This is a genomic window from Micromonospora sp. SD19 (genome assembly GCF_054462275.1).
The window spans coordinates 205,943-220,417 of record NZ_JBTLMN010000004.1; the positions used below are offsets into that span (position 1 = coordinate 205,943).

Annotated in this window: 10 protein-coding genes and 1 riboswitch; of the genes, 8 read left to right on the top strand and 2 right to left on the bottom strand. The window is 71.6% G+C overall.

Translation table 11 applies throughout. The features are described 5' to 3' along the window. Positions 1 to 7: 7 nt before the first annotated feature. Positions 8 to 970, top strand: coding sequence for an aldo/keto reductase (locus ACX27O_RS16595; RefSeq protein WP_357635646.1), 963 nt, complete (start codon positions 8 to 10; stop codon positions 968 to 970). A gap of 539 nt (positions 971 to 1,509) precedes the next feature. Here the strand turns inward: ACX27O_RS16595 and ACX27O_RS16600 are convergent. Continuing rightward, complete coding sequence (locus tag ACX27O_RS16600) at positions 1,510 to 2,169, bottom strand: hypothetical protein (protein WP_358124933.1); 660 nt, start codon at positions 2,167 to 2,169, stop codon at positions 1,510 to 1,512. 71 nt (positions 2,170 to 2,240) lie between these two features. Beyond that, positions 2,241 to 8,072 carry a ThuA domain-containing protein gene (locus ACX27O_RS16605; protein ID WP_458939714.1) on the bottom strand — a complete coding sequence of 1,944 codons (5,832 nt, stop codon included), beginning with the start codon at positions 8,070 to 8,072 and terminating at the stop codon, positions 2,241 to 2,243. A gap of 312 nt (positions 8,073 to 8,384) precedes the next feature. Further along, a riboswitch (TPP riboswitch) is annotated at positions 8,385 to 8,494 on the top strand. On the opposite strand from ACX27O_RS16605, the gene thiE reads away from it, so the two are divergent. The 7 genes from thiE (at position 8,489) to thiC (ending at position 14,403) form a co-directional block, all read left to right on the top strand. Beyond that, positions 8,489 to 9,115: a thiamine phosphate synthase gene (gene thiE, locus ACX27O_RS16610; protein WP_030329941.1), complete on the top strand. Its 627-nt coding sequence runs from the start codon at positions 8,489 to 8,491 to the stop codon at positions 9,113 to 9,115. (Overlaps the previous riboswitch by 6 nt.) Continuing rightward, on the top strand, positions 9,109 to 10,272 hold the full coding sequence (thiO, locus tag ACX27O_RS16615) for a glycine oxidase ThiO (RefSeq protein ID WP_374224201.1): 1,164 nt from the start codon (positions 9,109 to 9,111) through the stop codon (positions 10,270 to 10,272). The genes thiE and thiO overlap by 7 nt, the downstream gene beginning before the upstream one ends. Beyond that, on the top strand, positions 10,263 to 10,463 hold the full coding sequence (thiS, locus tag ACX27O_RS16620) for a sulfur carrier protein ThiS (RefSeq protein WP_030329946.1): 201 nt from the start codon (positions 10,263 to 10,265) through the stop codon (positions 10,461 to 10,463). The genes thiO and thiS overlap by 10 nt, the downstream gene beginning before the upstream one ends. After that, entirely contained in the window at positions 10,460 to 11,239 is a 780-nt protein-coding gene (locus ACX27O_RS16625) for a thiazole synthase (RefSeq protein ID WP_458939715.1), read from the top strand. The genes thiS and ACX27O_RS16625 overlap by 4 nt, the downstream gene beginning before the upstream one ends. Then, positions 11,236 to 12,012, top strand: coding sequence for a thiamine phosphate synthase (locus ACX27O_RS16630; protein WP_358133204.1), 777 nt, complete (start codon positions 11,236 to 11,238; stop codon positions 12,010 to 12,012). The genes ACX27O_RS16625 and ACX27O_RS16630 overlap by 4 nt, the downstream gene beginning before the upstream one ends. Beyond that, complete coding sequence (gene thiD, locus ACX27O_RS16635; protein WP_030329952.1) at positions 12,009 to 12,794, top strand: bifunctional hydroxymethylpyrimidine kinase/phosphomethylpyrimidine kinase; 786 nt, start codon at positions 12,009 to 12,011, stop codon at positions 12,792 to 12,794. Before ACX27O_RS16630 ends, thiD begins: the two co-directional genes overlap by 4 nt. Before the next feature lie 16 nt (positions 12,795 to 12,810). Next, positions 12,811 to 14,403, top strand: coding sequence for a phosphomethylpyrimidine synthase ThiC (thiC, locus tag ACX27O_RS16640; RefSeq protein WP_030329954.1), 1,593 nt, complete (start codon positions 12,811 to 12,813; stop codon positions 14,401 to 14,403). Positions 14,404 to 14,475 lie beyond the last annotated feature (72 nt).

The following is a 14,475-nucleotide window of genomic DNA, read 5'->3' on the forward strand; positions in this document are numbered from 1 at the left end:
GCATAGGGTGGATCTCGTGACTGACATGACCTATCGCCGGCTGGGCGACTCCGGGCTCGTGGTGTCCGTGGTCGGCATCGGCTGCAACAACTTCGGCCGCAAGCTCGACCTCGACGGCACCCGGGCGGTGGTCGACGCCGCAGTGGACGCCGGCATCACCCTCTTCGACACCGCCGACATCTACGGCGAGCCGCAGGGCGGCTCCGAGGAGCTGCTCGGGCAGGCGCTCAAGGGCCGCCGGGACGACGTGGTGCTGGCCACCAAGTTCGGCATGGACATGAACGGCCTCAACGGGCCGGACTACGGCGCGCGGGGTGCGCGGCGCTACATCGCCCGTGCGGTGGAGGCGTCGCTGCGCCGACTCGGCACCGACCACATCGACCTGTACCAGATGCACGAGCCCGACCCGGGCACCCCGATCGACGAGACCCTGGCCGCCCTGGACGACCTGGTCCGCGACGGCAAGGTGCGTTACCTGGGCAACTCCAACTTCGCCGGCTGGCAGATCGCCGACGCGGACTGGGTCGCCTCGTCCAACGGCCGGTCGCGCTTCATCAGCGCGCAGAACCACTACAGCCTGGTGGAACGCTCGGTGGAGGCCGAGGTGATCCCGGCGTGCGAGCGGTTCGGCCTCGGCATGCTGCCGTTCTTCCCGCTCGCCAACGGCCTGCTCACCGGCAAGTACAAGCGCAGCGAGCAGCCCCCGGCCGGCAGCCGGCTCTCCGGCGGTGGCCGGTACGCCGAGCGGCTCGCCGCCGCCGACTGGGACACCATCGAGGCGATCGAGGCGTACGCGGCCGAGCGGGGTCTGAGCATGCTCCAGGTGGCGATCGGCGGGCTGGCCGCCCAGCCGGCGGTGACCTCGGTGATCGCCGGTGCCACCACGCCCGAGCAGGTACGCGCCAACGCCGCCGCCGGCACCTGGGAGCCCAGCGACGAGGACCTGGCGGCGCTGCGCGCCGTCCTCTGAGCGGCGCGGCCGGGCTCTCGGTGCGGCCTGGCTCTCGGTGCGGCCTGGCTCACGACGCGGCCTGGCTCACGACGCGGCCTGGTTCGGTGTGGCCGGGCTCGCGGTGCGGCTGGGCTCGGTTTGGCCTGGCGCAGTGCGGCCGGGCTCACGGCGCGGCCTGGCTCGGTGCGGTGCGGCCGGCGCGGCGCCTTGATCCACTCGTGTTCCTGGAAGTCGCGGTGACCTGGGGCCGGGGAAGGCGCGGTTTCATGAAAGTCGAGTCGATCATGACCGCGGCCCGGTGACGCCAGCGCGGGCTGGCGGTGACCGACCAACCCGGCTCGGTGGGTGAGATGACGATGGGCCGGGCCGCTGGTTGCGGCCCGGCCCGTTTCGTCGTCAGTGTCGGTCAGTCGGCCGCCCCGGCGAGATCGTCGCGGTCTGTCGGTGCGGCGGCGAGATCGTCGCGGTCTGTCGGTGCGGCGGCGAGATCGTCGCGGTCTGTCGGTGCGGCGGCGAGATCGTGGTGATCCGTCGGCGCGGCGGCGAGGTCGTCTTCGTCAGTCGGTGCGGCGGCGGCCGAACAGCATGGCCACCCCCATCGCCGCGGCGACGAGGACCAGGCCGGCCGCCGCGAACGGCCACCAGCCGGCGCCCGCCTCGCCTGCCCCGTCCGTTGGCTTGGTCACCGCGACCGGCTCGGGCGCCGGCGGTGACTGCGCCGCCCGGGCCTGCACCGTGGCGGTGGCCTTGCCCGGCAACGGGGCGGGGGAGTTCACCGTCACCTTCCAGGTGCCGGTGGAGAGGACCGGGCCGCTGCTGTAGAAGCCGTGCCCCTCGGGCTGCGGTTCCAACTGCACCGGCCCGACCTTCTGCCCGTCCGGGCCGGTGGCGGTGAGGACCAGCCGCACCACCTGTTCCAGCCGGCGGCCATCGGTGTAGCTGGCCTGGATGGTGACGCCCTGAGCGCCGTCGCCGGCCACCGTGAGCTTGAGCTTGTCGGCCTGCGCCGCCCGGGCCGCCGGAGCGGCTTGCGCCGCTGGGGCGCCCTGCACCACCCGGGCCGCCTGCGCCGCTGGAGCGACCTTCACGACCTGAGCGGCCTGCGCCGCCTGAGCCGCCTGAGCCGCCTGGGCGGCGTGCGCCGCCGGGGCGGCGGCGAACAGGGTCAGGGCCAGTCCGACGGACCCGGCGGCCAACACCTTGCGGATACCCGTCACGGACATCCCCTCCCTACCGATGAGGGAGGCCCCTCCCCGACGCCGCAGCGCCGGGGAGGGGCCTCGTCGGATCAGAGCTGGCGACCGGGTGCCAGCCGGGTGGCGTCGCCACCGAGCCGTCCGGTGCCCTTGACCGAGTCGCCGTCGTTCGCCTTGACCCCGGCCTTGCTGGCCGCGCCGCCGAGCCGAACGATCATGGCGTCGGCGTCCCGGATCAGGACGTCCCGGACCTCCGCCTCGGGCACCAGCGTGGTGTCAGAGGCGAGCGTCCGGAACGCGGTCAGCTGCCGTACGGCCGCCTTGTCGTCGCCGGCCGCCTCGGACGCCCGCACAGCGTCGAGCTTGTTCGACAGCTGCTTGTGCGCCTTGGTCGAGAGCCGCCCCGTCGCCTTGAACCGGTCCAGCAGGCTCTGCATGTCCCGGAACGAGGTGGTGACGAAGAACCGGACCGTCGAGGTGGTCTTGTTGCCCGCCTTGTCGGTCGCGGTCACGGTCAGCTCGTGCAGGCCGAGCGACAGGTCGTACATGGCCTGCAGCGTGCCGCTGGCGTACGCCTGGCCGTCGAGCTGGCCGACCACGGTCGCGATGCCCGAGGTCGGGTCGACGGCCTGCCAGGACACCCGAACGTCCTGGCTGTCACCGTAGAGCTGGCCGTCGGCGAGACCGGAGACCAGCAGCGTCGGCTTGGTGCCGTCGATCTTCAACACCGCCGACTTGAGCGTCTCGGCGTTGCCCGCCTTGTCGGTCGAGCGGTACAGCAGCTCGTGCTGCCCGTCACCGGTCACCTCGACCGGCATCGTGTACGGCGTCCACGCGCCACCGTCCAACGACCACTCCACCGTCTTGACGCCGGAACCGGCGTCGGTGGAGGCCAGCACGACCGGGATGGTCCCGTTGTGCCAACCGGAGTCGTTCGCCGGAGCGAACGTCGCCGTGGTCACCGGCGCGGTGGCGTCGATCTTGACCGAGACGGTCTTGGTCGCCTCCACGTTGCCGGCCTTGTCCGTCGAGCGGAACCGGAGCTCGTGCTCGCCGTCCCCGCTGACCGCCACCGGAGCGGTGTACGCCGTCCAGGTGGTGGCCCCGTCCAGCTGGTACTCGGTGCTGGCGAGCCCGCTACCGCCGGCCTCGTCGGCGCCGGTGAGCGTGATCGTCACCGGTCCGGTGTACCACCCGTCGGTCGGGGTGCCGGAAACCGCCGCGGTGGTCACCGGTGCGGTCTCGTCGGCCACCTCCGTGCTGAGCCGGAAGTAGTCGAACGAGGCGGTCTTCGACGCCGTCTGGTTGGCGCCGAGGGTGAACAGCCCCACCTTCGGGGTGGCACCCACCGCGGTGTTGGTCAACGCCTCCAACGCGGTCCAGGTCGTCCCGTCCGCCGAGTACGACGCGGTGAACGTGTTGCCGACGCGCGCCAACCGCAGGTGCCAGACGGCGCTGGTCAGGTTGGTCACCTCCGGCTGCGGGTTCTGCACCGTACCGGCGATCTCGCTGCGGAACTCGATCCGCCGCGTCACCGCCGAGCCGGCCTGGTTGTCCGCGATGAAGTCGAACTTCAGGTAGTTGTCGTCGTCGGCCTGCACGAGCAGACCGGCCTGCTGGTACTGCTCGTTCAGCAGACTGCCGTCGACCTTCGTCTCCAGGGTCCAGTCGCCCGACGGCGCGGTCTGGAGGATGAAGTTCTTCGGCCCGGTGTTGTCGGTGCCGTAGATGTCACCGTTGGGCACGTCGATCCGCAACGCGCCACCGGTGACCCGGTAACCGGTCGGGTCCTCCCGCAGGATCGCGTCCCACCGGCACTTGTCCAGCGTGCTGCCGTTGAACTCGTCCGACGGGTCGACCGGCCCGGCCGGGGCGTCCGGCGTCACCTGGAACGAGTCGAAGGCCGCGTCGACAACCGGTGCCTCGGTGCCACCGTTGAGCGCGAAGACCCCGATCCGCGGGTTGGTGATGCCGGCGAGCGCGGCCGAACGGCCGACCGGGGTGAACGTCTGGCCATCGCCCGAAACGGACGCGGTCAGGTTCGTCCCGTCGCTGGTGACCCGCAGGTACACGGTGTCACCCGCCGGTGCGTTGGTGGCGTCGGCAGACTCGTTGCGCGGCGTGCCCGCCGTCTCCCGGATGAACTCCACCCGCCGGCTGCCGTTGTACAGCAGGTCCAGCTTGGCGTAGTTGTCGTCGTCGCCGTACACCAGCAGGCCGGCCTGCTGGTAGTTGGCCGTCACCGGCAGGGTGACCTTGGTGGTCATCTCCCACGCGCCGGTCGGAGCCGCTTGGAGCACCAGGTTGGTGGCGTCGTTGCGTGCGCCGTAGAGGTCACCCACGCCGGTGGGCAGCCGCAGTGCGCCGCCACTGAGCGAGTAGAGCTGGTTCTCCCGGATCACGCTGGTCCAGCGGTCCTTGTCGAGCGTGTTGCCGTTGAAGTCGTCCGAACGCGCCCCGAAGCAGGACGTGTCCGGCGCGTCGACCCGCACCGGCACCGTGGCGTACGACTTGGCGCCCTTGCTGTCGGTCACCGTGAGGGTGGCCGTGAAGGTGCCCGCGCTGGTGTAGGTGTGGCTGGCGTCCAGTGTGGTCGCCGTACCGCCGTCACCGAAGTCCCAGGCGTACGTCAGCGGGGTGTCGCCCTCGGCGTCGGTGGCCGTGCCGTCGAAGGCGACGGTGACCGGTGCGGTGCCGGTGGCCGGGGTGGCCGTGGCGCTGACCACCGGCGGCCCGTTCTCGGTGACACCGCGGCCGACGAAGTCCATCCAGTTGACGTTGAACAGCGAACCCGATCCGCCGTTCGGGTCGCGGGCCAGGAAGTACAGCGAGCCGCTCGCGGCGCCGGTGACCGGTGCGCTCACGTCCGTGTACGTCTGCCACGCGCCGGTCGCCGGCACGGTGGCCGTGGCGACCACCGGTCCGTCAACCGCACCGGCGCGAACCTCGATCCGACCGCCAGCGGCGGCGGAGGCGGCCCGGAACCGGATCTCGGTGATGTTGGTCAGGTCCGCCGGGGCGAGCGACCACCAGTCGCCGTCCTCGATGAACCCGATGTTCTGACCGCCGCCGGCGGTGTCGGCGCCGGTTTCCCGCTGCACGCCGGCGTCGCCGCCGCCGGTGCTCACCGGTGCCCGCCCGGTGGCGGTGAAGAACTCGGCCTGCTTGCGCTTGGGCTGCAGCACCTCGATGACCCGACCGGTGAGCGGGCTGGCGCCGCCGGCGCCACCGTCGTCGGTGTAGGTGGCCTCGAAGACCGCGAAGACGTTCGCCTCGGCGCCGTGCCCGGAGGCGAGCGACGTCTGGACGGTGCCGGTGCAGCCGGTGTGCTGCTCCAACGGGTGGGCGTGCTCGTCGTGACCCAGGAGCACCTGGAGGTTCACCCGGTCACAGTCGATCTCCCCGTCCTCCGGGTCGGTCACCTTGATCGAGTAGCGGACCTGGTCACCCCACTCGAAGAACCCGCCGTCCGGCGGGAACTCGATGGTCACCGTCGGGGACGTGTTGCCCACGGTGACCGGAACGTTGGCCACCGCGGTACGGCCCTTGGGGTTGGTGACGGTGAGCTGGGCGGTGTAGTTGCCCGCCGTGGCGTACGTGTGGGTCGGGTTCGCCTCGGTGGAGGTCTGCCCGTCGCCGAAGGCCCAGGCGTAGGTGAGCGTGCCACCGTCCGGGTCCCGGGATCCGGCGCTGGAGAAGGTCACCGTCAACGGCGCCGCACCCGAGGTCGGGGTGGCGGACGCCGCAGCGATCGGTGCGCGGTCCCCGGCGGTGTAGTCGATCCGGTAGACGCCCGAGTTATCGTTGTTGCCGCCGAAGCCGCTGCCCCACTCGATCAGGTACAGCGCGCCGTCGGGGCCGAACTCGAAGTCCATCGGCCGGACCATGGTCATCCCGGTGAGCAGCTGGTTGATGTCCACCAACGACTTGCCGTCGGGGGTCAGCTGCATCGTGTACATCTTGTTCTGGTTCCACTCGCCGAGCAGCGCCTTGCCGTCGTAGTACGCCGGCCACTTGCGCGTCGAGTTGAGGTCGGCGTCGTAGCGGTAGACCGGGCCGCCCATCGGGGCGCCACCGCCGCCGATCTCCGGGTAACGCGCGTCACCGGCGTATCCGTAGTCGACGGTCGCGGGGACGACCGGCGGGAGGTTGGTCAGGCCGGTGTTGTTGGGCGAGTTGTTCACCGGCGCGGCGCAGTCGAACTTCGCGCCGCTCGGGCCGGACGGGAACGTGTAGTCGTTGTAGGCCTCGTTCGTCCCGGTGCAGTACGGCCAGCCGTAGTTGCCGGGGGTCACGATGTTCCACTCGACCAGGCCCCGAGGGCCGCGGTTCGGGTTGTCGGAGTTGGCGTCCGGCCCGTAGTCCGCGACGTACAGCGTGTTGGTCTTCGGGTCGGTGCCGATCCGGAACGGGTTGCGGAAGCCCATCGCGTAGATCTCGGGACGGGTCTTCTCGGTGCCCGGCGCGAACAGGTTGCCGGCCGGAACGGTGTACGTCCCGTCGTCCTCCGGGTGGATCCGGATCACCTTGCCGCGCAGGTCGTTCGTGTTGGCCGAGGTGCGCTGCGCGTCGTAGTCCTGGCGGCCGGCCCGCTCGTCGATCGGCGAGTACGAGTTCGACTCGAACGGGTTGGTGTTGTCGCCGGTGGCCAGGTACAGGTTGCCCTCGCCGTCGAAGGTCATGCTGCCACCGGCGTGGCAGCAGGTGTTGCGCTGGGTGTCGACCCGCAGCACCTGCTTCTCGCTGGCCGGGTCGATGGTGTCACCGGTCACCGTGAAGCGGGACAGCAGGTTGCGGGTGACCCCGTCGTTCGGGGCGTAGTACAGGTACACCCACTTGTTGGTGGCGAAGTCCGGGTCGAGCCGGATGCCGATCAGGCCGTCCTCGTTGCCGGTGAAGACGTCCAGGTCGACGGCGGTGACGGTGTTGCCGGTGTCCGGCTTGATGATCTGCACCCGACCGTCGCGCTCGATGTAGAAGACCCGCCCGTCGGGGGCGATGTCCAGCTCCATCGGGTTGCTGGTGTTGCTGTCCAGGGAGACCTTCTCGAAGTTGGAGGTCTTCGAGGCGCCACAGTCGGCGTCCACCACACCGGCGGCGCTCTGGATGCCGCCGAGCAGGTGGGACAGGAAGCCGGGCTCGGCGTACGACTCCCGGGTGTGCCCCAGACCGGTGTACCAGGAGCGGCCACCGTCGTAGTCCTGACACCAGGCGACCGGGTGGTCGGCACCCATCGCGCCGGCGCCGGGGGTGTAGCTCTTCTCGTCCAGGCTGGCCAGCACGTGCACGTCCGGCCGCGGGTTGCTCTGGTAGTTGTACCACTCGTCAAAGCGGGACCAGCGGTCCGGCAACTCCGCAGTGGACGGGTGGGCGTGGTCCTCCACCTTGACGGTGGCCGTCTGGTTCTGCGGGTGGTTGGCGAAGTACGCGCCGACCAGGTCGCCGTACCAGGCCCAGCTGTACTCGGTGTCCGACGCGGCGTGGATGCCGACGTAACCACCGCCGGCCTTCACGTAGCGCTCGAACGCGGCCTGCTGCTCGGCGTTGAGCACGTCACCGGTGGTGGAGAGCCAGATCACCGCCTTGTACTTCGCCAGGTTGGCGTCGTTGAATGCGGCGCCGTCCTCGGAGTTGTCAACGGTGAATCCGTTGGCGGCGCCGAGTTGTTGGATGGCGGCGATGCCGGTGGGGATGGAGTCGTGCCGGAAGCCGGCGGTCTTGGAGAAGACGAGGACGGAGTAGGGATCGGCTGCGGCCTTTGGCGCCTTCGGCGCCACCTGGCTGACCGGGGCTGCGGCTTTCGCATCCCGTGGGGGGACCTGGGCGGCCGCCTGGGCGGGCGTGCCGAACAGGGTGGTCGAGGCCATGGCCAGGGAGATCAGGGTTGCGGTGATGGGTACGCGGGCACGACGAGAACGGGACACGCCGCCTCCTGTGTCGTAGTGACAGAGCTCGCGGGAGTCGGCTCGCCGAAGGCCGTCCCTGATGGAGTCGGTGGTGACACCGTGCCAGGGCGCCCCCACCGACATTTTGTCGAATCGCTGAACAAATTAATTCGGCTGGTTCGATGTCGGGCAAGATGCGGACGGGTAACGGTTCTGCAACGGCGGGCGACATTCCGAACAGGACCGCATGAAGTGCCCCATGGATCTTGATCGTTCTGATGTGGTCCGGCCCGCCGGCCGCCGCCGACCCGGCACCTTGGCAGGCTGGCGGATCTGTCGTACGGTGACACGCAAGTAACCCACGGGAGCCCGGTGTACCGGGCTGAGAGGGGGGCTGACAGCCCCCGACCGTCGAACCTGATCCGGGTAATGCCGGCGCAGGGAGGAGTGTTGCCGTGCCGTCCCTGGGGCGATTGCATCTCATCACCGACACCCGACCCGGGCGTGACCCACTCGCCGTGGTCCGGGCCGCCCTCAGCGCGGCCCGTGCCGAGCTGGTGGTGCAGGTCCGGGTAGAGGATTCCGCCACCGACCGCGAGGCGTACGACCTGGCCCGACGGGTGCTGGCGCTGTGCACCTCGTACGGGGCGTCCTGCCTGGTCAACGACCGGTTGCACGTGGCGCTGGCGGTGGGCGCCGCCGGTGGCCACGTCGGCGCCGACGACCTGCCGGTCGCCGCCGCCCGCCGGGTGCTCGGCCCCACCGGCGTGCTGGGCGCCACCGCCCGCGCGCCGGGCACCGCGGGCGAGGCCGTCGCGGCGGGAGCCAGCTACCTCGGCGTCGGACCGTGCCACACCACCAGCACCAAGACCGGTCTGCCGGATCCCATCGGGCCCTCCGGGGTACGTGCCGTCGTCGACGCCGTCGACGTGCCCGTCATCGCGATCGGTGGAGTGACCGCCGCCCGGGTGCCGGCGCTGCGGGCCGCCGGGGCGTACGGGGTGGCGGTGGTCGGTGCCGTCTCCGCCGCCGCCGACCCGGCACTGGCGACCGCCGCGCTGATCGAGGCCCTGACGTGCTGACCGGCCGGTTCCCGTCAGCGCCGTCGAGCGACCGGGTCCGGCCGGACGTGGCAGTGGTGGGGGCGGGGCCGATCGGGCTCGCGATCGCCTGGCGCTGCGCCGCGCGAGGGCTGCGGGTGGCGGTGCACGATCCCGCGCCCGGCTCGGGGGCGTCGTCGGTTGCCGCCGGGATGCTCTCCCCGGTCGCCGAGGCGTACTTCGGCGAACGGCAGCTGACCGCGTTGCTGGTGGCGTCCGCCGAGCGCTGGCCGGCGTTCGCCGCCGAGCTGACCGAGGCGACCGGAGTCGGGATCGGCTACCGGACCGAGGGCACACTGATGGTCGGCCTCACCGGCGACGACCTGGCCGAGGCGCGCCGGCTCTGGGCGTACCAGCAGGGGTTGGGCCTGCCGGTGACGCCGCTGCGCCCCAGCGAGCTGCGCGACCGCGAACCGGCGCTCGCCCCCCGGGTGCGCGGCGGCGCGCTCGCGCCCACCGACCACCAGGTCGACCCCCGGCTGCTGGTGCCGGCGCTGCGCACGGCCGCGCAGCGGGCCGGCGTGGTGCTCGTGCCGCAACCGGTCCGGCAGCTGTCCGATCTGGACGCCGGTGTCACGGTGGTCGCCGCCGGCTGCGGGGCCGCCGCGCTCACCGGCCTGCCGGTGCGGCCGGTGAAGGGTCAGATCCTCCGGCTCCGCGCGCCCGACGGCCTCGCGCCGGGCTTCCGGCACGTGATCCGGGGGTACGCCGACGGCGAGCACGTCTACCTGGTGCCCCGCGACGACGGCGAGGTGGTGCTCGGCGCGACTGTCGAGGAGCGGTCGGACACCACGGTCACCGCGGGCGCGGTGCAGCGGCTGCTGCGCGCCGGGGTCGACCTGCTGCCCGAACTGGCCGAGTACGACCTGGTCGAGGCCGTCGCCGGGCTGCGCCCGGGCACCCCGGACAACGCGCCGATCCTCGGCCCGCTGCCCGACCGGCCGGACGTGCTGGCCGCCACCGGGCATCACCGGCACGGCATCGTGCTCACCCCGATCACCGCCGACCTGATCGCCGACCTGGTGCTCGGCGGCGGACCCGACCCACTGCTCACGCCCTTGCGGGCGGACCGCTTCGGCCCGACCGGTGCCGTCGTGGGCGGACCTGAACCGACAATGGAGGGGGACCCGTGGAGTTGACGGTGAACGGGGCCGGGCGCAGCGTTCCCGCCGGCGCGTCAGTGGCGGACCTGGTCGGCGACATCGTGCCGCACCCACGGGGGGTGGCGGTCGCGGTCAACGGCGAGGTGGTGCCGCGCACCGGCTGGCCTACCCGGGCGCTGCGCGACGGTGACCGGGTCGAGGTGCTCACCGCGGCGCAGGGCGGGTGAGCGGCGTGCCGTTCGAGCTGGGTGGGGAGACCTTCACCTCACGGTTGATCCTCGGCACCGGCGGCGCCGCGAACCTGCACGTGTTGGAGCAGGCGATCCGGGCGTCCGGCACCGAGCTGGTCACAGTGGCGCTGCGCCGGGTGGGCACCGCGCCGGGCTCCACCGGTGGACTGCTGGAACTGCTGGACCGGTGCGGCGTACGCCTGCTGCCGAACACCGCCGGCTGCCACACCGCGACCGAGGCGGTGAAGGTGGCCCGGCTGGCCCGGGACGCGTTCGACACCGCCTGGGTCAAGCTGGAGGTGATCGGCGACGAGCGGACCCTCCTGCCCGACGGGGTGGAGCTGCTCCGCGCCGCCGAGGAGTTGGTCGCCGACGGCTTCACCGTGCTGCCGTACACCAGTGACGACCCGGTGCTCGCCCGCCGCCTCGCCGACGTGGGCTGCGCCGCGGTCATGCCGGCCGGCTCGCCGATCGGTTCCGGGCTCGGCGTCGGCAACCCGCACCACATTCGGCTCATCCGGCAGGGTGTGGACGTGCCGGTGATCCTCGACGCCGGCATCGGCACCGCGTCCGACGCGGCCCTGGCGATGGAGCTGGGCTGTGACGGGGTGCTGCTGGCCAGTGCCGTCACCCGGGCGGCCGATCCGGTGGCGATGGCCACCGCCATGCGCTACGCGGTCGAGGCGGGCCGGCTGGCCGCCGGGGCCGGCCGGATCGAGCGCCGTTTCCACGCGCTCGCCTCCACCCCCGACGAGGGAAGACCCGAGCTGTGACAGCGCCGTCCGGGGTTGTCGTGTTGACCGATCGGCTCGTCGCGCGGGGTGGGCTCGACCGGGTCGTGGCCGCGGCGGTGGCCGGGGGAGTGCGCTGGGTGGTGCTGCGGGAGAAGGACCTGCCCCGTGCCGAACGCGCCGCCGTCGCCGCCGAGCTGCGGGCGATCCTCGCCGACGTCGGCGGAACCCTCGTCGTGGCCGGCCCGGACCCGCTCGGCGGCGACGCCGTGCACCTGCCCGCCGCCGGCCCGTACCCACCGCCACCCCACCAGCTGGTCGGCCGCTCCTGCCACAACCAGACCGAGCTGACCCGCCTCACCACCGAGCACTACGCCACCATCTCCCCGATCTGGCCCACGAAGACAAAACCGGGTTACGGCCCACCCCTGGACGTCGCGGGACTGCGCAATCTGGTCGAGGTCAGCAACGTGCCAGTGCTGGCACTGGGCGGCATCGAGACACCAGAACAGGTAACCGCCTGCGTCGAGGCGGGAGCCGTCGGAGTAGCAGTCCTGGGCGCACTGATGCGAGCCAAAGACCCCGCCGAAACAGCCGCCACCCTGACCAGCGCCTATGCCAAGGCGGTCACCCCCAAGCTGACCCAAACCCGGCACGGGGTCAGCCAGGTCCCCACGTCAGGGCTGCGGCCGACCGTGCCCACGCAGGGATCAAGCCTGACCGCCCGGAGTGGGCACGGTCGGCCGCAGCCCCCAACCGCAACCAACCACGGCCCGCCGCAGCCCCAAACCGCAACCAGAGACTCAGGAAAATGACCCCGAGCACGATCCTCACCATCGCCGGCTCGGACTCCGGCGGCGGCGCCGGCATCCAGGCCGACCTCAAGGTCTTCGCCGCGCTGGGCGCGTACGGCACCAGCGTCCTCACGGCGGTCACCGCGCAGAACACCCGGGGCGTCGACGCGGTACTGCCGCTGCCCCCGCGCACTGTCACCGAGCAGTTGGACAGCGTGCTCACCGATTTCACAGTCGCCGCGGTGAAGACGGGGATGCTCGGCACCCCGGCGATCGCTGACGTGGTGGCCGAGGCGGCCCGGGACGGCCGGTTGCCGCAACTCGTCGTCGATCCGGTGCTGGTCGCCACGAGCGGTCACCGGCTCGGCGTGGTGGGCGCGGTGGAGCGGCTGTTGCCGTACGCCACTGTGGCGACCCCGAACTGCGCGGAGGCGGCGGCGATCACCGGACGCCCGGTGGACGACGTGGCCTCGATGGTCGTGGCCGCCGAGGCTCTGGCGGCCGGCGGCCCGGAGTACGTGGTGGTCACGGGCGGTGACCTCGACGGGGGCGAGGCGGTCGACGTGCTGCACGGCGCCGGGGTCACCACGGTGTTGCGCGGACCCCGGGTGAACACCCGGCACACCCACGGCACGGGGTGTTCGTTCTCCGCGGCCATCGCGGTGCGGCTCGGTCGGGGCGACGCGGTGCCGGTCGCCGTGGGGGCCGCCAAGGAGTACGTGCTCCGTGCGCTGTCCGGCGCGCGGGGCTGGGAGCTGGGCGCGGGGCGCGGGCCGCTGAACCACTTCGGCTGGTCCGCCTGATCACCAGGAGGCTGTCATGCACGCACGAGGCAAGGTGTACGTCGAGGGTTCGCGGCCGGATGTCCGGGTGCCGTTCGCGGAGGTGGGGCTGACCGGTGATCTGCCACCGGTGCGGCTCTACGACACGTCGGGTCCTGGTTCGGACCCGGAGGTGGGGCTGCCGCCGTTGCGGGGGCCGTGGATCGCCGAGCGGGGTGATGTGGCGCCGGTGCGGGGGCCGGGCACCCCGCTGGCCGGAATGGACGGTCGCCGGCCGACGCAGCTCGCGTACGCGCGGGCCGGTGTGGTGACGCCGGAGATGGAGTTCGTGGCGATCCGGGAGAACGTCGACCCGGAACTCGTTCGGTCCGAGATCGCCGCCGGCCGGGCGGTGCTCCCGCTCAACGTCAACCACCCGGAGTGCGAGCCGGCGATCATCGGAAAGGCGTTCCTGGTCAAGGTGAACGCCAACATCGGCACCTCGGCGGTCAGCTCGTCGGTCGCGGAGGAGGTGGAGAAGCTGACCTGGGCCACCCGCTGGGGCGCGGACACCGTGATGGACCTGTCCACCGGTAAGCGCATCCACGAGACCCGGGAGGCGATCGTGCGGAACTCCCCGGTGCCGATCGGAACCGTGCCGATCTACCAGGCGTTGGAGAAGGTCGGCGGCGACCCGGTGAAGTTGAGCTGGGACGTGTTCCGGGAGACCGTGATCGAGCAGGCCGAGCAGGGTGTGGACTACATGACAGTGCACGCCGGTGTGCTCCTGCCGTACGTGCCGCTGGCCGTGAACCGGGTGACCGGGATCGTGTCCCGTGGCGGTTCGATCATGGCGGCGTGGTGCCTGGCGCATCACGAGGAGAACTTCCTCTACACCTACTTCGAGGAGTTGTGCACGCTTCTCGCGAAGTACGACGTGACGTTCTCCCTCGGCGACGGGTTGCGCCCCGGCTCCATCGCTGACGCCAACGACGAGGCGCAGTTCGCCGAGCTGCGTACCCTCGGCGAGCTGACGAAGGTCGCCTGGGAGCACGACGTCCAGGTGATGATCGAGGGCCCCGGTCACGTACCGATGCACAAGATCAAGGAGAACGTGGACCTTCAGCAGGAGTGGTGCCACGAGGCGCCCTTCTACACGCTCGGTCCGTTGACCACCGACATCGCGCCGGCGTACGACCACATCACCTCGGCGATCGGCGCCGCGATGATCGGCATGTTCGGCACCGCGATGCTCTGCTACGTCACGCCGAAGGAGCACCTCGGCCTGCCGGACCGGGACGACGTGAAGGCGGGCGTGATCGCGTACAAGATCGCGGCCCACGCGGCGGACCTGGCCAAGGGGCATCCCGGCGCGCAGGCCTGGGACGACGCCCTGTCGAAGGCGCGGTTCGAGTTCCGCTGGGAGGACCAGTTCAACCTCTCGCTGGACCCGGAGACGGCCCGCTCGTACCACGACGCGACACTGCCCGCCGAGCCGGCGAAGACCGCGCACTTCTGCTCGATGTGTGGCCCGAAGTTCTGCTCCATGAAGATCACCCAAGAGCTCAAGGAGTACGCGGCGCGCGGCATGAAGGACAAGTCGGACGAGTTCATCTCCGGCGGTAGCCGGGTCTACCTGCCGCTCGCCTGACCTGCCCGCTGGGCCGGGCCGTCAGTGGTCCGGTGCGCGGGTTGCCGTGGGTTGATCGACTCGGGTTCATGA

Bases quoted from the DNA above. Each gene is read 5' to 3' on its own strand.
- thiD (WP_030329952.1), top strand. From the start codon at position 12,009: ATGACCCCGAGCACGATCCTCACCATCGCCGGCTCGGACTCCGGCGGC.
- thiC (WP_030329954.1), top strand. From the start codon at position 12,811: ATGCACGCACGAGGCAAGGTGTACGTCGAGGGTTCGCGGCCGGATGTC.